Raw genomic sequence first — 19,385 nt, 5'->3', positions numbered from 1 at the left:
ACCCCCCCGCGAGCCGGACGGCGGGCTTTCTGTTCGAATCGGCCGGAACGGGGAAATCTGCGGCTGAGCGCCGGGGCCCGAGTGCCGTAAGATTACCCTGCCGTGCGCCGTCGTCGTCCCCCGCTGTTCATTGCCCCAGACGGTCCGCTCTATTTTCCCAATCCCGCACTGGCCGACGATGACGGTCTGGTGGCGGTGGGAGGTGACCTCTCGGTCGAGCGGCTGCTGCTCGCGTACGACAGCGGCATCTTTCCCTGGTACGACGAGGGGCTGCCGCCGCTCTGGTGGGCGCCCAACCCGCGTGCGGTGTTCGACGTGGAGCGGCTGCACGTCTCGCGCAGCATGCGCCGAGCTCTTCGGACTCTTCCCTACCAGCTGACCTGGAATCGCGCCTTCGAAGAGGTGATGCGCGGGTGCGCCGAGCGGGAAGAAGGCACGTGGATCTTGCCCGAGATGATCGCCGCGTACAGCGAGCTTCACCGGCTCGGGCACGCACACAGCATCGAGGTCTGGCAGGGCCCGGAGCTGGTCGGTGGCCTGTACGGTGTGCAACGCGGAGCGCTGTTCGCCGCCGAGAGTATGTTTCACCGCGCCACGAATGCATCGAAGGTCGCGCTGATTGCCTGCGTCCGGGGGGTGTGCTCCCGCGGGGTCCGGGTGTTCGACACGCAGCTACTCACCCCCCACCTCGAGTCCTTGGGAGCGACGGCCATCCCACGGCCCGAGTACCTGGAGCGGATCGCCCGGGCCCGGCACCTTCCGGTGGACCTCGTCGGCCTCGATCCAGCGGTATTTCTGCTGAAAACCCAATCTTGATAATTCCGAGTAAAATGGTGCTAGATTAGCCGCGTGCTGGCCGAAAGCCCGGGCGTCAGGCGCCCCTCCGGCGTGCTCCCGAGCGAGCGCCTGACTCACCTCGAACGGCTCGAGGCGGAGAGCATCCACATCATCCGGGAGGTCGCTGCCGAGTTCGACAGCCCGGTGATGCTCTACAGCATCGGCAAGGACTCGGCCGTCATGCTGCATCTGGCACGCAAGGCGTTTCATCCGGGGCCGTTGCCCTTCCCGCTGCTGCACATCGACACGACCTGGAAGTTCCGGGACATGATCACGTTCCGGGACCAGTTCTGCTCGAGCCTCGGGCTCGATCTGCGTGTGCACACCAACGCACAGGGCCTAGCCGAGGGCATCAACCCGTTCGATCACGGCAGTCAGAAGTACACGACCGTGATGAAGACCCAGGCGCTCCTGCAGGCGCTGACGGCGGGCGGGTATGACGCGGCGTTCGGAGGGGCTCGCCGAGACGAGGAGCGCTCCCGCGCAAAAGAGCGCATCTATTCCTTCCGCGATCGTTACGGGCAGTGGGATCCGAAGAATCAGCGACCGGAGCTCTGGAACCTCTACAACGCCAAGCTCACCAAAGGGGAGAGCATCCGTGCCTTCCCGCTCTCGAACTGGACGGAGCTCGACGTCTGGCTCTACATCCACCTCGAAGACATCCCAATCGTGCCGCTCTACTTCGCCGCGGAGCGTCCTGTCGTGGAGCGCGACGGCGCGTTGATCATGGTCGACGACGAGCGCATGCGACTGCGTCCCGGTGAGGTGCCCCGTACGGAGCGGGTGCGCTTCCGCACGCTGGGCTGTTACCCGCTGTCCGGGGCAATTCGCTCCAGCGCGACGACCTTGCCCGAGATCATCCGCGAAATGCTGCTGACCAAACACTCCGAGCGGCAGGGTCGCTTGATCGATTTCGACGAAGAAGGGTCGATGGAGACCAAGAAGCGCGAAGGGTACTTCTGAGCGTCTCGAGAGCCCGGGTGCCGAGCGGCCATGGATGACCACGACCTGATCGAACAGAACATCGACGAGTACCTGCGCCGACATCAGCAGAAGGAACTGCTGCGCTTCGTCGCGGTCGGCTCGGTGGATGATGGCAAGTCCACGCTGATCGGCCGCCTGCTCCACGACACACACGGTGTCTACGAGGACCAGCTGAGCGCGGTCAAACGCGCTTCGAAGCAGGGCAGCGGAGAGATTGACTATTCACTGTTCACGGACGGGCTGAAGGCCGAGCGCGAACAGGGCATCACCATCGACGTTGCCTACCGATACTTCTCGACGCACACCCGCAAGTTCATCATCGCCGACACGCCGGGTCACGTTCAGTACACCCGCAACATGGCGACCGGTGCGTCCACGGCCGACCTGGCCATCATCTTGATCGACGCGCGACTTGGCGTGCTTCAGCAGTCTCGCCGTCACGCCTTCATCGCGTCGCTGCTCGGCATCCCGCGGCTCACCGTGTGTGTCAACAAGATGGACCTCGTTGCTTTCGACGAGGCCACCTACGAGAGGATCCGGCGGGAGCTCACCGAGTTCACGAGCCGTCTCGGTTTTGACGGGGTGGATTTCATCCCGGTGAGCGCGCTCGCTGGCGACAACGTCGTTGCTCCGAGCGAGCGTGCACCGTGGTACTCGGGCCCGACGCTGCTCCAGCACCTCGAGACCGTGGAGATCTCCGGGCGAGAGCGCAGTCAGGCGTTCCGCTTTCCGGTCCAGAGTGTGCTGCGTCCCAACCTCGATTACCGGGGATTTGCCGGTCAGATCAGCGCCGGCTCGGTCCGGGTGGGCGACGAGATCATGGTGCTGCCGTCGCGGAAGACCTCGCGCATCCGTGCCATCGATACGTTCGACGGCGAGCTTCAGCAAGCCGCAGCGCCGATGAGTGTGGCGCTGCGCTTGAGCGACGAGGTCGATGTCAGCCGTGGCGACATGCTGGTGCATCCAGCGGCTGTGCCGCGTGTAGCACGTCGGTTTCATGCGACCCTCGTGTGGATGAGTGAACGGGCGCTCGACCCGCAGCGCAGTTACCTGCTCAAGCACACGACGCAGTACGTCAGAGCGGAAATCGAGAGGGTCGCCCACACGATCGATCTCGAGACCTTGGAGCCGGTCCCGGCGACACACCTGGAGCTGAACGATATCGGCAAGGCGACGCTCGTCTGCCACCGCCCTCTCTTCGTGGACGCCTACACCGACAGCCGAGCGTCGGGTGCGTTCGTGCTGATCGACTCCATCACCAACAACACCGTCGCCGCCGGCATGATCTCGCGCGGGGAGCTGCCAGACACGGGGTCTGTGCCGGCTCCAGCGCTCGGGCGACTGCGCTCCAGTGTCAGCCAGGCTGAACGCCGGGAAAAATTGGGCCAATCCGGCTGTACGGTCTGGCTGACCGGGCTCCCGGCCTCGGGCAAGAGCAGCATCGCTTACGCGCTGGAGCGTCTGCTGTTCGATCACGGCAAGCTCGGTAGCGTGATCGATCCCAACGACGACGTCACGGGTGAGCTCGGCCCGCGGGGCGCCAGCCCGCCGCATGCGCCGCTGGTGGCCCGCCGCCTGACCGATGCCGGTCTAATTGCGATCTTTGCGTTCGATTCTCCGCTCGCGTCGGACCGGGCGCACACCCGCGCGGTGGTGGGTGAGGGCCGCTTCTTCGAGGTTTACGTGGCCACGCCCCTCGACGTGTGTCGCACGCGGGACACCCACGGCGTCTACGATCGCGCCCACGGCACGCCGCTGTTCGAGCCGCCCGGGCAGGCAGACGTCGTCGTCTCGGCGGAGCACGACGACGCTGACAGCATCGCGAGGGCAATCGTCGCGGCGCTGCAGGCTCGCGGCTTGATCTGACCCACGCTAGCCGAGGCCGTCGAACTCAGGCGGGGCGGCGCGCCGACGCTGGGGGCCCGGGACAGGACCGGACCCCTCGCGGCAGCGCCCTCCTTGCGACTTCACCGTCAGCGCGGGTCGCGGCGGTCGTACTCCTTCTGCAAGATCTTCCCGGCGACATCGCGGCCACCCAGGCCAAAGGCCAAAGCGAGTGCCAGACAGACCGAGCCGAGCAAGAGCGCGAACGCGATGGCGATCAGCTGACGGCCGACGCCGACCTGCTGCAGCGCCATCATGGCGCTGAACGCCACGATCGAGATGTGGGCGACGGGGCCGAGGGAGCGCACGAGGCGATCCGAGGAGCTCTTGGTCAACTCCCCGATGCGCACGCGTGACCAGCCGCCGGCCCAGAGCCCCGCGCCCAAGAGGACGGCGGCGACCAGCACATTCGGCAGGAACGCGATCAGTCGATCCAGAAGCCCGGCGAGCCCCGAGAGCTCCATGGTGCCGAGCACCTGTCGAGTGAAGAGCAGCACGACGATCGCACCGACCACGACTCCGGCGATGTCGGCCGGGGTGTGGATCCCTTCGCCGCCGTGTGCGCCGAGCAGATCGTCGGCGCCCTCGTCGTCCGCTCGTTCGTCGCCCTTCATGCGCTGTTCGACCAGCTGCTTCGACTCCTCTTCCTGGTGTTTCGCCGCGTCCGACAGGTGTTTGAACAGGCCGATGTGCACCATCAACGAGTTGAAACCCATGGCGGCCAGCAGTCGGGCAGCGACGTTCCCGGTCACACGAGCGACCACCACCCCAATGCTCATGAGCACCGCGCCAACCAGCAGTTTCGGCATGTAGACGTAGACCCGGTCCAGCATCGAGCCGAGCGGCACGCTGATCTCCTTGATGTCCAGACGCCCGACCGCGCTGATGGCAAAATGCAGGAGCACGAAGGCCATGGCGATTGCGCCCAAGATCCCGCTGAGGCTCTGATCTCGCATCACCCGACCGAAGCCGAGGCGCTCCATGCCCTTGTCGACGCCGATGCGTCCGAGCACTCCGGTCACGAGCGCCCGCACCATGCGCGAGAGCACGTAGCCGACCGCGAGCAGCACGGCGGCCGCCGCCACCTTGGGCAGGTAGGTCGCGACCGTTGCGAAGGCTGCCGATAGCGGTGCGGCCAGCGCGCCAACCTTCAGGGCCTCGAGCACGGGGATGGCGGTCACTACCAGCACGAACCAGTAGGCTGCGCCGCCAATGGTGTGAGTGAGCGGGTTGATCGTGTGGACCTTCTGCCGCTTCTTCTTCTTCTTCTTGCCTTCGGTCGGCTCGTCGTCTTCCGCGGCCTCTTGGACCGGCGCCGCCTCGGTCTCGTCGCCCGAGAGCTTCTGCATGCGCGCCTCGAAACCAACGCGCTCGAGTAGCCCCACGATGAGCTTGCGCGCCCCGGTCGCGACCATGAAGCCGACCAGGCCGATCACGACTGCCTTCATCAGGTTGGGTATCGCGCCGGCGACGTCATTCAGGACCGTGAGCAGTGGTGCCGTGACGGCCGTGATGCCGAGGTAGCTGAAGAACGCCACCAGGACGAAGGCCAGCAGCAAATAATAGATGACGGCCGCGACGGCTCGCTCGACGCGCGCACCGCGTTCTCCGCCGGTCTCGAAGCCGATCAGCGTCGCGACCTTGTCGTCGACCGTGGTGCGCTTGAGCCCCGCATAGATCGCCTTGTGGATCATGTACGCGACGAGCCAACCACCGATCAGCATCGACAGCGCGATGGCCAACCTGGGAATTTGGGGGAGTGTGCTCTGCATCAGATCTTGCAGCCACGGGGTCGAGATGACTTGAGGCATTTTCGCTTTCTCCTGTCGTGAGGACGGGGCGCGCGCCCGAGCACGCAAAAAGCGGAAAGCCCCCGTCGAATCGCGGCAGCCTCTCCGATGCCGAGCACGACCACAAGGCTCTCTTGGCCTCGAGCGGGCGTGCTGGGGGGAAAGCTCAGAACTTTCGCACGGCGCCGATGTAGCCCGGCGAAATGGTGAGCGCGGTTGCTGGGGAGCGCTCGTCACCACTGAGCAGAAGGTAGGCTCCACCTGCCAGGCACAACCCGCCGACGATGAAGCTCGCGCCGGAGACCGTGCCGAAGGTGCGGCCCCGGTCGACGGCGTCGATGCCCGTCTGGTTGCAGCGTTTGCTGGCGTCGCAGTTGTCATCGACGCGTCGTTTCTCGCCGAGCACCATCATGCCCGTGATGGTGCCGACCGCGAGCCCGGCGGCGCCCACGCCGCCGAGTGCCCAGCCCCAGGTTCGTTTGCTGCTCGGTTTGTCCGACGCATCCCCGGTCGCGCTGGGAGCCCTTGCACCGGCGTTCACGACGACGCGGGCCGTCTGGCGCTCTTTGGCTTCGACACGCGTTTCTGAACGCGAATATCCCGGCGCTTCGACCACCACGGTGTGAGGGCCCGGGTCCACGGGTAACGCGGTGCCCTGGGCGGCGGGGCCGAGCTCGATGCCGTCACGTAAGACGCGCGCGCCCTTGGGCGCGCCTCCGGCCAACACGACGTTGAGCTTTGGCAGGCGCGGCTCGAGGGCGGCTGCGCGTTGTTTTGCAATGGCGTACCGCTCGTCAGTCGTTGGGACTCGCTGGGTCACCTCGCGGAACAACGTCCACGCCGTTGCGACGTGCCCGAGGTGTTCCTCGCAGTCGGCCAGGTTCAGGACCGTGCCGGGCGCGGGATCGAGTCGATTGCTCTCGCGAAATTTTGGACACGCGCTCGCGTAGTCTCCGGCTGTGGTCGCCTCACGCCCTGCTTTGAACAGCGCCTCGGCTGCAGTTGGGTCGCGCGTCTGGGCGCCCAGCCCTGGAGCTGCGAGCGCTAGCGCGATGAAGACGGCGAGGCCCCTCATTAGCGTCCGCACACTATAGACGACGTTCGAACGGGTTGGTCTGCGGCGTTTTGGGTGGGACGAGCGTTGCCTTGTTCTCGGGCGTCGCCGGTTTGGCTGCGCTCGTGGCCGGCGCTGGGGGCCTGGGCAACGCGGGTTTGCGCGGCGGCGCCTTGGCGTGCGCAGTCTGAGGGGCCGGCAATGGTGGCGCGGGTGGTGCCGCCACGACCTCGGGTTCAACGACTCTTGTTGTTGCCGCCGACGGTGGTGGCGTGGGGAAGACCTGGGTCTTGGGGGGCGCCGCCAGCTTCACCTCCGGACCCTCGCCGGTCACCGGCGCCGGCTGTCTGAGCCAGAACAGGCCGCCCAGGCCGAACGCGAGCAGTGCGACGACGGCCGCGAGCAGAGGCCAGCGTCGTGCGCCTGGTTGCTCTGCCGAGGAGGCCGAGACGCCGGCCGTGACGGGTCGAGCGGTGTTGTAGCTCGGTACTTCCTGGCGGCCGGTGATGATGCTCTCGAGCCCGGGCGGCGCCACGAGGGTCTGCGCGTCGTTCAACCCGGGCGACGACGGTGTCGGCAGTGACAGCGGGGAGTCGTGGTCGCTCAGGCCTAACGCCGAGAGCAACGCGAGCTGCATGGACTTCGCATCGGGAAACCGCTCGGCCTTGTCGAACGCCAGCGCACGGTCGACCAGCGCGGCAGTGGCGACGGGCATTTGCGGCATCACGTCGACGAGCGCGGGCGCCTTGCACGTTGCGCTCTTGATCAGCTGCTCTTGCACCGTCTCCGCTTCGTGCACGTAGCGGCCGGTCAGCAGCGTGAAAATGGTGGCGCCGACCGCCCAGATGTCGGTGCAAGCATCGACCTCTTCCCAGCGGCCGCGCGCCTGCTCGGGTGCCATGAATGCGGGCGTTCCGAGCAGCGACCCCGCGCGGGTCGAGCTGCCATCTGGAGTCAGCTCTCGCAGGCGCGCGATCCCGAAATCCAAGATCTTCAGCTCGCCCGCCCGGGTGAGGAACAGGTTCTCGGGTTTCAGATCTCGGTGGACGACACCGCGTTCGTGGGCGGCTCCGAGCACTGACAACACCTGATTCGCGATCGCCAGCACCTCTTGGGGGTCCAGCTGGCCTTTGCGGGTCGAGCGCGCATCGAGGGTCTCGCCGTCGAGCAGCTCCATCACCAGGAAAGGCGCGCCGTCTTCGGTCAGGTCGTCGTCGAGGACCTTCACGGTGCCGGGGTGGTCGACGGCGTTCGCGACGTAACCTTCGCGCAGAAACCGGGCCGTGACCTCGGCGTCAATCGCCAGCTCCGGGTGCAGAACCTTGATCGCGACGCGGGACTTGTTGCGGTGGGTCGCTGCGTACACCGTTGCCATGCCGCCCACACCAACGATGCGTTCGAGCCGCCATTTGCCTCGAACCACCGTGCCCAGGCGGGCCTCGGCTCGGTCAGTGACGTGCTCAGCGACTGGCATGCTCTCCATCAGACGTCCGAACAACGCGCTTGGTTCGAACGTGCTTACGGCCGGTCTTACGCCGTGTGGTTCCGCAGTGTTCCGTGTGACCCTTCAAGTTGGTAGTTCTATCAGGGTCTCGTGCCTACAGTCCGCCACATGCCGCATGTGCCGAAGCTGCCTACGCCAGCGTAGGCGGCCCGACATGAACCCACCAAAAAGCTGTGAGGCAGGGAGGACGCTTCGCTCGGGTTCGGTATGATGCCTCGTCGCTCGGGCGAGCCTTGCCCGCGACCGGAGGACTTTTTCATGAGCGAGATCAAACGACGAAGTTTGTTGGTGGCGCTGGCCGGTGTAGGCGTGGCGGGTGCGTTCTACGCCGGGGTTGCGTACGCCGCTGACCCGCGCCTCGACGACGCCGATGCTCTGGTTGAAAAGGCGATTCTGGTCCTTGAAGCGGCGGAAAACCCGGGCCCGAAGATCCCGTTCGGCGGTCATCGGAACAAGGCGGTCCACGACCTAAAACAAGCCCGCGCGCAGATCGCCAAGGCGAAGGCGTACGCCGACAACCCGAAGAATCAGCCGAAGAAGCCCAAGTCTGAGTGAGGTCGTTTCACGTGCGGGGCTTCGGCGCGCGTTCGCGGCTGAGCGTGGCAGTTGCCGCGTTCGCAGCGAGCGCGTGCGCAGTCTCGTTCGACGGCTACGAGCTCGCTCGGGGTGATGCGGCAGCCGGCACTGGCGGACTTGGCGGGGCTGGAGGCGCTGCTGGGGGCGGAGGCGGTCAGGCCGGCGTCGGCGGCTCAGTTGGTGGCGCATCGGGCGGTGCGGCGGGAGCCGGAGGCGCGCCGACTGGAGGAAGCGGCGGTGCAACGGGCGGCAGCGGTGGCGCAACCGGCGGCACGGGCGGCGCAACCGGAGGCAGCGGCGGCGCAACCGGAGGCACGGGCGGCGCAACCGGAGGCACGGGCGGCGCAACCGGAGGCACGGGCGGCGCAACCGGCGGCAGTGGCGGTGCAACCGGCGGCAGTGGCGGCGTAACCGGAGGCACGGGCGGCGCAACCGGCGGCAGTGGCGGTGCAACCGGCGGCACGGGCGGCGCTCCGACCTGCCCGAGCACACCGGGAACGGCAACGATGGTGCTCGTGCCCGGTCCCACCAAGACCCTGTGCATCGACAACACAGAGATCACCCAAGCGCAGTACAGCGCGTTCCTCGGTTCGAGTCCGCCTACCACGGGTCAGCCCCAGGGCTGCGGGACGAACTCGAGCTTCACGCCAACCTGCAACTACACCCCGGGCAGCACGCCGGACAAACCGGTAGTCTGCGTGGACTGGTGTGATGCCTTCGCGTACTGCAAGGCGGCCGGCAAGCGCCTGTGCGGAGCCATTGGTGGCGGCTCCGTTCCGCCCGGCTCGGAGGCGGATCCGAACAAGAGCCAGTGGCACTTCGCGTGCAGCATGAACGGCCAACGGTCGTACCCCTACGGTTCGCTTTACTCCAAATTCGCTTGTGTTGGCCTGGACAACACCAACTACTACCTGCCGCAGAACGTCGGAACTCAACCGGTGTGTCAGGGAGGCTATTCACTGATCTACGACATGAGCGGAAACGTCTCCGAGTGGGAAGACTCGTGCTCCACGGGTGGGGCCTGCGCGGCGCGCGGCGGTCACTATCTCAGCTCGCAGTCAGCGATCGCCTGCGCTGCCATCGCCACATTTGGCCGCACGACGACCGACAAATCGCGTGGTTTTCGCTGCTGCGCAGACTGACACCTGGTCGCGCCGGCCCCGACTTCTTCGCAAGCACTCTTCAGCGTTCAGGGGCGTTCACTCGTCGTCCTGCGCCAACGCAAACGCGTGCCGCACGTCCTTGCCCCGCACCATGAACACCACCATCTCCGCGATGTTCGTGGCGTGATCGGCGATGCGCTCGAGGTACTTCGCGATGGACTGCAGACGTGTCGCTCGGAAGACACTGTCCGGGTCCTTCATCATCAACTGCAAGAGCTCCGGGAAGAGCTGCGCGTAATAGGCGTCCACCGTTCCGTCCCGCTCGATGACCTCGAGGGCTTGTTCGGTATTGCCGGAGACGAAGGCGTCGAGGGCGTCGTGGAGCATGGCGAGGGCGGCGTCGGCGATTCGCGTCACGCTGGGCGACGCGGGCAGTGGAGGCTCGGTGCTGAGCTCGATCACACGCTCACACACGTTGACGCCGAGGTCGCCCATGCGCTCGAGGTCCGTCACCAGCTTCATGGTCGTCGTGATGAAGCGAAGATCTCCCGCGACCGGCTGGCGCCGGGCCAGGATCTTCAAGCACAGCTGATCGATGTCGAGCTCGAGCTGGTCGATCTGGCGATCGATGCGGATGGTGCTCCGAGCCTCTTCTCCGTCCCGCTCGGCGAACGCGCGCATCGCTCGTGACAGGAGCTCTTCCGTGCGTGCTCCCATCAGCAGCAGCAGCTCCTTCAGCTTCTCGAGCTCGCCCTCGTACTCCCTGTCCGTATGCCCCTGGAGAGTCGTCATCCAAACCGCCCCGTGATGTAGTCCTCGGTCCGTTTCTCGCCGGGACGTGTGAAGATCACGTCCGTGCGGTCGTATTCTACCAGTTCCCCGAGGTAGAAAAACGCGGTGAAATCGGCGACGCGCGCGGCTTGCTGCATGTTGTGGGTGACGATCACGATCGTGTAGCGTTCACGTAGCTCGTGGATCAACTCCTCGACACGGGCGGTCGCGATGGGGTCGAGGGCCGAACACGGTTCGTCCATCAACAGCACCTCCGGCTCCAGCGCCAGCGAGCGGGCAATGCACAGGCGCTGCTGCTGACCGCCGCTCAGGCTGGTGCCCGAGCGATTGAGCGCGTCCTTCACCTCGTCCCACAGCGCGACCTGTTTGAGCACCCGCTCGACCATCTCTTCGGGGTGTTTGGGGCGGATCCCGTTCAACACCAGGCCGGCGAGAACGTTCTCCCGAATCGTCATCGTCGGAAATGGGTTCGCTTTCTGGAACACCATGCCGACGCGGCGGCGCACGCGCACTGGGTCGACGTCCGGGGCGTAGATGTCCTGGTCGTCGAGCAGCACCTTGCCGCTGACGCGGGCGCCGTTCACCACCTCGTGCATGCGGTTCAAGCAGCGAATGAAGGTGGATTTTCCACAGCCCGACGGTCCAATGATGGCGGTCACCGATCTTTCCCGCACGGGCAGCGTCACGCCCCGCAGCACTTCGGCCGTGCCGAAATACGCCTTGAGAAGCTCCGCGCGTAGCTTGGGAACTTCTGCAGCGTTCTGGCGGGCCGCGTCGGTGGCGTCAGCCGCCGATTCGCCGGACGTCGCCCGGGAGCCGCTCACGAGAGGGTGTGATGCTTCGACCATGTGCATCATCGGTACTTCACTCGATTCTTCACTAGCAGGCGGGCGGATACGTTCAAGACCAGCACCATGCCGACCAACACCAAGGCAGCCGCCCAGGCTTTCTGGTGCCAGTCTTCGTAGGGAGAGACGGCGTACGTGTAGATCTGCACCGGCAACGACGCCGTGGGTTGATCCAGGCCTGCCGGCCAGAAGGCGTTGCCGAAAGCCGTGAACAACAGCGGTGCGGTCTCGCCGGCGACCCGGGCGACCGCCAGCATCACTCCGGTGGCGATGCCCGGTGCCGCGGTGCGAAGCACGACGCGGAGCGTCGCCCGCCAGCGGGGAACGCCGAGACCGAGTGCCGCCTCGCGCAGCGACTCCGGAACGAGCCGCAGGAGCTCCTCGGTGGTGCGAGTGATGGTCGGCAGCATGAGCACCGCGAGCGCGACCCCGCCGGCGTAGGCGGAGAAGCTCTTCGTGCGCAGCACGATCAGGGTGTACACGAAGATGCCGACGGTGATGCTCGGCACCCCGGACATCACGTCGGCGGAGAAACGCACGAGCTTGGCCAGGCGGTGATTGCCGAACTCCGCCAGGTACACACCCGCGAGCACACCTGGCGGAATGCCGAACAAACAGGCGAGCCCGACCAGCTCCAGAGTGCCGAGCAGCGCGTTGGCGATGCCGCCACCCGTCTCGCCGACCGGCTTGGGCAGCTCCGTGAAGAAGGCCCAGCTGAGGCCGCCCACTCCGCGGGCCGTCAGGTAGTAGAGCACCAGGCCGAGGGGGATCAGCGCGATCAGCGTCGCGACCCAGCACGCGCCCCGGACCGCGCGGTCCACGAGCTTCCGTCGGGTGTAACCATCACTGCTCGAGCTCGCATTCATGCCCGCGCACCCTCCGGCGGACGGCCCACGCGCCAGACCAAGAGGCGCGCGATGATGTTCAAGATCAAGGTCACCGCGAACAGCAGGAGCCCGATCTCTGCCAGCGCGCCCAGATGCAAGTCTCCCGTTGCTTCGGTGAACTCGTTGGCGATGACGCTGGACATGGTGTAGCCCGGCGCGAACAGCGAGACGCTGATGTCGGCGCGGTTGCCGATCACCATGGTGATCGCCATCGTCTCACCGAGCGCGCGGCCGAGACCCAGGATGATGGCGCCGATGATGCCCGAGCGTGCGTACGGCAAGATGGCAAAGCGCAGCGCTTCCCAGCGGGTGGAGCCGAGCGCGAGCGCCCCTTCTCGCAGGGTGTCCGGGACGGCGCGCAGCACCTCCCGCGAGACGCTGGAGATCGTCGGCGTGATCATGATCGCCAAGATGATGCCCCCGGCGAGCATGCCGAAGCCCTGATGTGGCCCCTGGAACAGCGGCAAGAATCCCAAGGTCTTCCCGAGCAATGGCTCCAGGTGGTTCCTGAGGAATGGCGCCAGCGCGAAGATCCCCCAGAGCCCGTAGATCACGCTCGGGACTGCTGCGAGCAGCTCGACCAGAAAACTCACCGGAGCCTTGAGCCAGGGTGGAGCCAGCTCCGTGAGAAACACGGCGACCGCCAGGGATATCGGCACGGAGATCGCGAGTGCCAGCAACGACGAGACCAGCGTTCCGTAGATGAACGGCAGCGCACCGAACGACTCCCGCACAGGGTCCCAGTCGCGTCCAACGATGAAACGCGGACCGAAGTGATCAATGGCGGGCCCCGCCGCGATCCACATCTGCAACGCCATCGCGCCGAGCGCGAGCACCAGGCCGATGGCGAAGAGGCCGGAGACACTGCGGAACAGGAAGTCCCCCAGGTTCACGTCGCGGCCGAGCCGCGCCATGAAGCGCGGTCGCCGGCGGACCAGGGAGCCTCTCGGGTCCGCGGCCAACTCAGACTCCGGACAGCAGTTTTTCGTTGCCCGAACGCAGCGACTTCAAGCGGTCTTCCGTCTTCTTGATCAGGCTCTCGGGCAGTGGCGCGTAGTCGAGGTCAGCCGAGAATTTCTGCCCGTCGTGCAAGGCCCACCAGACGAACTTGGCGAGCGCGCGGCCCTTGCTGGAGTCCTTCGCATCCTCGTAGACCAACAGGTACGTGAAGCTCGAGATGGGGTACGCGGCCTCGTTGTCCGGGTCCGCCAGCGACGCCGTCAAGGTGTCGTCGACGGTCACGCCGGACGCGGCGGCGGTCATGCTCGCGGCGTTCGGTTCCACGAACTTTCCAGCTTTGTTCTTCACCAGTGCGATCGGCAGCTTGTTCTGGTGTGCGTAGGCCAGCTCGACGTAGCCGAGCGTGTAGGGCGTCGTCTTGACCTGACCGGTCACCCCTTCATTGCCCTTGGCGCCGAGCCCGACCGGCCATTTGACGCTCTTGCCCGCGCCGACTTTGTCCTTGAAGTCGGCTGACACCTTCGCCAGGTAGTCGGTGAACACGGCGGTCGTGCCGCTACCATCGGAGCGGTAGACGACAGCGATGTCCTTGTCCGGGAGCTTCAGGTCGGGGTTGGCTTCCGTCAGCTTCGGGTCGTTCCATTTCTTGATCGTGCCCAAGAACACCCCGGCGACCACTTCGGAAGTGAGCTTGAGAGGCGTCGACGCTTCGGGGACGTTGTACGTGAGGATGACCGACCCCAACGTCGTCGGGATGTGGTGAACCTTGCCGGGGAGCTTCGCTATTTCGTCGGCCGTCATTGGCGCATCGCTCGCGCCGAAGTCGACCGTGCCGGCGGTGACCTGCCGAATGCCGCCGCCCGATCCGATCGACTGGTAGTTGACCCGGATGTCGGGGTTCAGCTTGTTGTATTCGCTGATCCACTTGCTGTAGAGCGGGTACGGAAACGTCGCGCCCGCGCCGTTGAGGGTGACCGGGCCGCTTGCTCGTGTCCCGCTGGCCGCGCCGCCGGGGGTGCCCGAGGCGTCCGTCTTCGAGCAACCGAGGGCTGCGACGACCGGGACCAGAGCCAGCAGGCTCGTGAAGGTTCTGCGTGTGATCATGCGGCAAATCTCCTAGCAGTGGCCCGCGCTCCCGGCGCGGCGCACCCGCAACAACGAGGTGACGATTGTGTGACGGTGAACTGAAGCGAGGGCAGCTCAGAACGAGACTTGAGCCGCAAAGATCAGCTCATGCCGCGACTTGGCGAGATCGAAGTCGTACACGGTGTAGCTCGCTTGCAGCTTCGCTTCGTTCTTCTGGATGTAGTAGTTGAGCCCGCCCTCGTAGACCCAAGCCTGGTCTTGCTTCGCAGTCGAGTCGGCCTTGGTGTTCGGATCCACGAAACCAATGCGGGCGACCGGCTGCAGCCGATCGAAGAACGTGTACCCCGCCGCGGCATAGAAGCCGTGGCCTTGGATGCGATCGGCTCCGGTCACGGGCACATCCCAGGCCCGGATGTACTCTGCCTGGAAGAGCACATTGGCCATCTCGATGCGGAAGTCACCCTCGACTCGGTCCTTGGTCGCCGTGCGGTCGCGCTCGGTGATGCCCATGTAGCCCACGGCACCCACCATGATTTCCGGGATCGGATAGGCTTCGACGCGCAGTCCGACGTCCTTCTGGTTGTTGGAGTCGGCGTGGTTCTGCCCCTCTCCGTTCAAGACGCTCAGCGAGTAGTAGAGTTTGTCGTCGAACAGCTTCTTCTCCACCCGGAGCCCGATGTCGCGCCTGTCGCCCCAGCGCCGCGAGACCAGGGAACGCTCGGGAAACAGCAGCTTGGATGCGCTGTTGTAGCCTTCCCAGCTCACGGGCATCTTGAACTGGCCCATGGAGAGATCGGCGTAGTCGCTCATGAAGGTGATGAAGAAGTCCTGCATCACCGAGGTAGCGCTCGAGCCCCCCGGCTGCTGGTTGACCGTCACACTCGTCGAAGCGTCCGCGGTCGGCACGCTGGCCTTCTCTTGGTCGAGCACGCGGGACGGATCGAACATCAGCGTGTAGCTGATTTGCTTCGGGATGATCTCGCCCTTGAGTTTGATCTCCGCGCGCCGCAGACGAAAGGTCGATGGCGCCTTCACGCCCTCCTGGCGCGCGATGTAGAGCCAACCTTGGAGCAGCGCGCTCGGCTGAAAGAAGCCTTCTTTTGCAACCAGGAGCTGCTTGGGTGGGGCGGCGCTGTCTTTCGCCGGTAGGGGCTCGGGGGTCATCGTGGGTGCGGCCGGTGCGGCAGGTGCCACCTCGGGCCCAACCTCCACGGGTGCAGGTACGGGTTCCGGTGCCGGAGGCGGCTCCGGCGCTGGAGGCGGCTCCGGTGCGACTCCGGGGTCGGGTGGGGGAGCGGGGTCGGTTCCCTGCGCGAAGGCAGCCTTGCTGACGAGGAGGAGCAGAGCGGCAGTGGTGGACAAGAGTGAGCGTTGGATCATTTGGGCCTCGGTTCAAGGCGCTTATGTACCCTGCTCGTGACACCTGTGTGACGAGACGGTGAGGTTCCCGAGGCGAAGCTCGGCGAAGGAGGACTACTATGCGGGGGAGCTTGTCGAGACGCCTCGCCATCGTCGCCATTTCCCTGGTCACCGCCGGATGCGGCTGCGCGGCTTCTGGCGAGCGTCGCACCGAGGAGCGTAGTGTTCCGAGTGCGGACGCTCACGAGGCGTGGGGCGCGACCTTCGTGCTGCCGAACGGCTTCAGCGGCGGCGAGAACGATGCCGGGGGCATCGAGCTAACCGACGGCGACGTAGCCGTGATGATCGGACGCAGCGAGCTTGGCGAGGGTGAGACGCTCGAAGCCTTCGCGGCCTCCCGAAGACAGGCCCTGTCCGAGACCGGAGCGGGGAAGGGCGTGGAGCAGAGTGAGCAGCGCATCGCGGGAGAGCGGGCATGGCTCGTGCGCGCTCGGGGCGACGACGGCGTGAGGCTTCGGCTCTTGACCACGCGGCTCGGACCTCGATCGGGGATCTCGTTTCTGCTCATCGGTGATGCCGCGCACGAGGCCCGGTTGGAAGCGGCCTTTGCCAAGCTCATCGGCTCCCTCGAACTGCCGCCAGCGCCGCCAAAATGACCCAGGGTTCGCGCTGGCGCTCCGCGCTTGCTAAGGTGCCGACCCGGTGACGGAAACCAAGGACTCGAAGGTCCTCGACACCGCGACGATCGACGACGGTTGGGGCGCAGACTCCGAGCCGCCCGACGTCGCGGTGCCGGCGCCAGGACCCGCCGCGAAGGCAGAACCAGCAGTTGCGCAGGCCGCGAGCTCGCTCCCGCGTTCGACGCCGATGGTTTCTTCGAAACCCCAGCCCCGTTTGCTGAGCCCGGTGCGCCAGCCGCCTCCGGTGCCTCCGCCGGCGAGGACGGGGGAGGCCGAAGCGCCGCCCCCGGAAGACGACGACATCGAGTTCGAAGCGGACGTGGTTGCGCGGGACTCGATGCCCACGTTCCAGCACCCGAATCCCCTCGAGTTCGATCGCGACGTGGACTCCGAGGGCCAGCTGCGGCCTCTGGTTCCTCGACCGCCGCGCCTGCCCAAGATCCCAAAACGCTAGCTCTGCCTCGAGCCGGAGTCTTCGTTGGTGGCGTTGGGCGCCGAGCGCTCCGGGAGCTCGGGCATCTGGGTCTTCAGGCTGAAAAAGAACTCCGTCCCGGAGCCCGCCTTGCTCTCGACCCCGACGCTACCGCCCATCGCTTCGACCAGGTTCTTCACGATCGACAGCCCGAGCCCCGTTCCGCCGAGCTCGCGCGACCGGCCAGCATCGACCCGGTAGAAGCGCTCGAACAACCGCGGCAGGTGTCGCTCCTCGATGCCGGGCCCGTCGTCGGCAACGGTGATCCGCACCGAGTCCGCTCCCTTCTTCGCGTGGACCCTGACAGTCGAACCGTTGGGGCAATACTTCACGGCGTTGTCGATCAAGTTGACCACGACGTGGTCGAGGGCTTTGGGGTCTGCGAAGGCCGGGGGCAGGTCCGAATCGGAAGCGTAGCCCAGCGTGATGCCCTTCTTGGTCGCGCGCTCGCGGAACATCGCGAGCGCATGGTCAATGAAATCGTTCAGGTCGATGGCTTCGAATGCGAGCTGATACTTCTGTGAATCGATCCGCGAAAGGTCGAGTAGATCTTCCACGAGTCCGTGCAAGCGCGCCGCGTTGCGGTCGATGATTTCCAGGAACTGTCGCGCCGCGCCGGGGTCACGATCGAGGGCAGAATCAAGGGTCTCCGCAGCAGAGCGGATGGCTGTGACGGGGGTGCGCAGCTCGTGCGAGACGTTGGCGACGAAATCACGCCGCAGGCTCTCCAGCCGCCGGGTATCGGTCAGGTCCACGAACACCGCCAGCGTGCCGCCCTGCCCGCCAGCGAGCGGCACCGCGCGAACGAGCAAGCGCCGCGGCCGAAGGCCAGCAACCTCGATCTCCCGCTGTCTTGCCTCGTCGTGCTCGGTCGTCTCGTCGAGTAGCGACTTGAGCTCGGCATGGCGAATGACCTCGAGCGGGGTCTTCCCCTGTGCGTCGGGTGGCAAGAGCAGCATCTCGCGCAGGGCGGGGTTCACCAGTGCGACCCGCCCGTTGCGGTCGACGAGCAGCACCCCCTCCTGCATGCCGGTCAAGATCCCGCTCACGCGATCACGCTCGGCGCGCAGCTCAGACAAGGTCGAGCTCAAACCCTCCGCCAGTTGGTCGAGGGCCCGTCCCAGCTCCCCGAGCTCGTCTTGCCCCTCACTGCGCGTGCGCGTCGCGAGATCGCCGGCCGCCATGCGCCGCGCGGCGTCGGTCAAGCTCCTCGCCTCCCGCCACGCGAGCGGCGCGGCCGCGCTCGACAACACGACGGCTACCCCGATGGCGAGCAGCGCAGCGATCAGTGCCAGCCGCCGCAGATCCGCGACAGCGGCGTCGACTCGAGACAGCGAGAGCGCAACCCGCGCGACGCCGGCCAGCTTGCCGTCGCGATGAAACGGCGCCGCGACGTAGAGCATGCGCTGCCGAATCGTCGCGCTGTACCTCTCCGAGACACCCTCACCCCCGGCCAGCGCCGTGAGCACCTCGGGTCGGTCGCGGTGGTTCTCCATGGATGGCAAGTCCGACAACGCGACCTCCGAGTCACCGAATACGGTGCCGTCAGCCCGGATGAACGTGACCCGCGCTTCCGCGCGTTTCCCCAGATCCAGCGCGAGCTGCTGCCAGCGCGCGGGACCGTCGAGCGTCACGTCACCGGCCTCCCGAGCGACCAATCGCGCGCGCACCCGGAGGTCGGAGCGGACGTCCTCGACCAAGGAGCGCTCGAGTGCGCCACGTAGATAGGTGTAGGCCGCGACCGCGGACGTGACGATCAGCCCGAGCGAGAGCAAGAATAGCTTGGCACGCAGGCCTAGCTTCAAGCGCTCGCCTCTGTGGGCGAGTCTTTGAATCGGTAGCCCACACCCCGCACGGTCTCGACGTAGTCGCGAGCGCCTTCGAGCTTCTCGCGCAAGCGCTTCACGTGGGTGTCCACCGTTCGTGTGGTGATGTCTGCCTGGATGCCCCAGACATCGTCGAGCAGTGCCGCGCGGGTCTGCACGCGGTTCTTGCGATCGAACAGCGTGACTAACAGACGAAACTCGAGCGCGGTGAGCTCGATCTCACGCGCTTCGACCCACACCCGGTGTGCCTCGCGATCGATCTTCAGGCACCCGAACTCGACCACCGCGCCTGCCTCCGCGCCTGCTGGATTCGAGCGGCGCAACACCGCCTGAATGCGCAGCATGAGCTCACGGACACTGAATGGTTTGACGATGTAGTCTTCCGCGCCGAGCTCGAAACCCACGACCCGATCGATCTCCTCGCCGCGCGCGGTGAGCATCACGACGGGGATCCGCCGAGTCGCCGCGCTCTCTTTCAGAGTGCGACACACGTCCGTGCCCGACATGTCGGGCAGCATCAGATCGAGCAAGACGAGATCGGGTTGTTCCTCGCGCGCGAGCCGGAGGCCGTCGAGGCCTCGCTCGGCCGAGAGCGCTTCGTGCCCGGCCTGCTGCAGGTTGTACCTGAGCACCTGCTGCAGATCGCGCTCGTCTTCGATGATGAGCACTTTGGCCATGGCGGTTCTGGAAGTAGCGTGAAATTGTGACGAACGGGTGACGGTTCTCTCGACTGGTCCAGCAAA

At 66.2% G+C, this 19,385-nt stretch carries 17 protein-coding genes and 1 pseudogene; 7 read left to right on the top strand and 11 right to left on the bottom strand.

Annotated features, from left to right (window positions below):
• Positions 1 to 123 precede the first annotated feature (123 nt).
• From IPI67_32690 to cysN, 3 genes are all read left to right on the top strand, one after another.
• The gene (locus tag IPI67_32690; protein MBK7584934.1) at positions 124 to 816 is read left to right on the top strand and encodes a leucyl/phenylalanyl-tRNA--protein transferase; all 693 of its coding nucleotides are present in this window, start codon (positions 124 to 126) and stop codon (positions 814 to 816) included.
• 72 nt (positions 817 to 888) lie between these two features.
• Positions 889 to 1,800: a sulfate adenylyltransferase subunit CysD gene (gene cysD, locus IPI67_32685; protein MBK7584933.1), complete on the top strand. Its 912-nt coding sequence runs from the start codon at positions 889 to 891 to the stop codon at positions 1,798 to 1,800.
• A 30-nt stretch (positions 1,801 to 1,830) separates the two neighbouring features.
• Entirely contained in the window at positions 1,831 to 3,687 is a 1,857-nt protein-coding gene (gene cysN, locus IPI67_32680) for a sulfate adenylyltransferase subunit CysN (protein MBK7584932.1), read from the top strand.
• A 107-nt stretch (positions 3,688 to 3,794) separates the two neighbouring features.
• Here the strand turns inward: cysN and IPI67_32675 are convergent, their stop codons facing one another.
• From IPI67_32675 to IPI67_32665, 3 genes and pseudogenes are all read right to left on the bottom strand, one after another.
• A complete protein-coding gene (locus IPI67_32675; GenBank protein ID MBK7584931.1) occupies positions 3,795 to 5,516 on the bottom strand; it encodes a mechanosensitive ion channel in 1,722 nt (573 codons plus the stop codon).
• A gap of 145 nt (positions 5,517 to 5,661) precedes the next feature.
• Positions 5,662 to 6,570 (bottom strand): PEGA domain-containing protein, encoded by a 909-nt coding sequence (locus IPI67_32670; protein MBK7584930.1) that lies wholly within the window; start codon positions 6,568 to 6,570, stop codon positions 5,662 to 5,664.
• A gap of 601 nt (positions 6,571 to 7,171) precedes the next feature.
• Positions 7,172 to 8,023: pseudogene (locus tag IPI67_32665) on the bottom strand (serine/threonine protein kinase).
• A 288-nt stretch (positions 8,024 to 8,311) separates the two neighbouring features.
• On the opposite strand from IPI67_32665, the gene IPI67_32660 reads away from it, so the two are divergent.
• The gene (locus IPI67_32660) at positions 8,312 to 8,608 is read left to right on the top strand and encodes a hypothetical protein (GenBank protein MBK7584929.1); all 297 of its coding nucleotides are present in this window, start codon (positions 8,312 to 8,314) and stop codon (positions 8,606 to 8,608) included.
• Positions 8,609 to 8,652: 44 nt separating this feature from the next.
• Positions 8,653 to 9,771: an SUMF1/EgtB/PvdO family nonheme iron enzyme gene (locus IPI67_32655; protein MBK7584928.1), complete on the top strand. Its 1,119-nt coding sequence runs from the start codon at positions 8,653 to 8,655 to the stop codon at positions 9,769 to 9,771.
• A gap of 57 nt (positions 9,772 to 9,828) precedes the next feature.
• On the opposite strand, the gene phoU is transcribed toward IPI67_32655, so the two are convergent.
• From phoU to IPI67_32625, 6 genes are all read right to left on the bottom strand, one after another.
• The gene (phoU, locus tag IPI67_32650; GenBank protein MBK7584927.1) at positions 9,829 to 10,524 is read right to left on the bottom strand and encodes a phosphate signaling complex protein PhoU; all 696 of its coding nucleotides are present in this window, start codon (positions 10,522 to 10,524) and stop codon (positions 9,829 to 9,831) included.
• Positions 10,521 to 11,372 carry a phosphate ABC transporter ATP-binding protein gene (pstB, locus tag IPI67_32645; GenBank protein ID MBK7584926.1) on the bottom strand — a complete coding sequence of 284 codons (852 nt, stop codon included), beginning with the start codon at positions 11,370 to 11,372 and terminating at the stop codon, positions 10,521 to 10,523. The genes phoU and pstB overlap by 4 nt, the downstream gene beginning before the upstream one ends.
• Positions 11,373 to 11,377: 5 nt before the next feature.
• Positions 11,378 to 12,238: a phosphate ABC transporter permease PstA gene (pstA, locus tag IPI67_32640; GenBank protein MBK7584925.1), complete on the bottom strand. Its 861-nt coding sequence runs from the start codon at positions 12,236 to 12,238 to the stop codon at positions 11,378 to 11,380.
• Positions 12,235 to 13,173 (bottom strand): phosphate ABC transporter permease subunit PstC, encoded by a 939-nt coding sequence (gene pstC, locus IPI67_32635; protein MBK7584924.1) that lies wholly within the window; start codon positions 13,171 to 13,173, stop codon positions 12,235 to 12,237. The genes pstA and pstC overlap by 4 nt, the downstream gene beginning before the upstream one ends.
• 49 nt (positions 13,174 to 13,222) lie before the next feature.
• Entirely contained in the window at positions 13,223 to 14,323 is a 1,101-nt protein-coding gene (pstS, locus tag IPI67_32630; GenBank protein MBK7584923.1) for a phosphate ABC transporter substrate-binding protein PstS, read from the bottom strand.
• 96 nt (positions 14,324 to 14,419) lie between these two features.
• On the bottom strand, positions 14,420 to 15,685 hold the full coding sequence (locus tag IPI67_32625) for a hypothetical protein (GenBank protein ID MBK7584922.1): 1,266 nt from the start codon (positions 15,683 to 15,685) through the stop codon (positions 14,420 to 14,422).
• Positions 15,686 to 15,795: 110 nt separating this feature from the next.
• On the opposite strand from IPI67_32625, the gene IPI67_32620 reads away from it, so the two are divergent.
• Together IPI67_32620 and IPI67_32615 are read left to right on the top strand one after the other, a co-directional pair.
• Positions 15,796 to 16,320, top strand: a complete 525-nt coding sequence (locus IPI67_32620) for a hypothetical protein (GenBank protein ID MBK7584921.1) — start codon at positions 15,796 to 15,798, stop codon at positions 16,318 to 16,320.
• A gap of 46 nt (positions 16,321 to 16,366) precedes the next feature.
• A complete protein-coding gene (locus IPI67_32615; GenBank protein MBK7584920.1) occupies positions 16,367 to 16,798 on the top strand; it encodes a hypothetical protein in 432 nt (143 codons plus the stop codon).
• Here IPI67_32615 and IPI67_32610 read toward each other — a convergent pair.
• Positions 16,795 to 18,621 carry a HAMP domain-containing protein gene (locus IPI67_32610; GenBank protein MBK7584919.1) on the bottom strand — a complete coding sequence of 609 codons (1,827 nt, stop codon included), beginning with the start codon at positions 18,619 to 18,621 and terminating at the stop codon, positions 16,795 to 16,797. The two genes, IPI67_32615 and IPI67_32610, sit on opposite strands and share 4 nt — an antisense overlap.
• Positions 18,618 to 19,319 carry a response regulator gene (locus tag IPI67_32605; protein ID MBK7584918.1) on the bottom strand — a complete coding sequence of 234 codons (702 nt, stop codon included), beginning with the start codon at positions 19,317 to 19,319 and terminating at the stop codon, positions 18,618 to 18,620. The genes IPI67_32610 and IPI67_32605 overlap by 4 nt, the downstream gene beginning before the upstream one ends.
• Between the last annotated feature and the right edge of the window lie 66 nt (positions 19,320 to 19,385).

The sequence above is a fragment of the Myxococcales bacterium genome (assembly GCA_016706225.1).
Taxonomy (GTDB): domain Bacteria; phylum Myxococcota_A; class Polyangia; order Polyangiales; family Polyangiaceae; genus JADJKB01.
This window is presented reverse-complemented; position numbering and strand designations above follow the sequence as displayed.

Coding starts and splice junctions, on each gene's coding strand:
- cysN (MBK7584932.1), top strand. CDS start 1,831: ATGGATGACCACGACCTGATCGAACAGAACATCGACGAGTACCTGCGC.
- IPI67_32675 (MBK7584931.1), bottom strand. CDS start 5,516: ATGCCTCAAGTCATCTCGACCCCGTGGCTGCAAGATCTGATGCAGAGC.
- IPI67_32670 (MBK7584930.1), bottom strand. CDS start 6,570: ATGAGGGGCCTCGCCGTCTTCATCGCGCTAGCGCTCGCAGCTCCAGGG.
- IPI67_32660 (MBK7584929.1), top strand. CDS start 8,312: ATGAGCGAGATCAAACGACGAAGTTTGTTGGTGGCGCTGGCCGGTGTA.
- phoU (MBK7584927.1), bottom strand. CDS start 10,524: ATGACGACTCTCCAGGGGCATACGGACAGGGAGTACGAGGGCGAGCTC.
- pstB (MBK7584926.1), bottom strand. CDS start 11,372: ATGGTCGAAGCATCACACCCTCTCGTGAGCGGCTCCCGGGCGACGTCC.
- pstA (MBK7584925.1), bottom strand. CDS start 12,238: ATGAATGCGAGCTCGAGCAGTGATGGTTACACCCGACGGAAGCTCGTG.
- pstC (MBK7584924.1), bottom strand. CDS start 13,173: ATGGCGCGGCTCGGCCGCGACGTGAACCTGGGGGACTTCCTGTTCCGC.
- pstS (MBK7584923.1), bottom strand. CDS start 14,323: ATGATCACACGCAGAACCTTCACGAGCCTGCTGGCTCTGGTCCCGGTC.
- IPI67_32625 (MBK7584922.1), bottom strand. CDS start 15,685: ATGATCCAACGCTCACTCTTGTCCACCACTGCCGCTCTGCTCCTCCTC.
- IPI67_32605 (MBK7584918.1), bottom strand. CDS start 19,319: ATGGCCAAAGTGCTCATCATCGAAGACGAGCGCGATCTGCAGCAGGTG.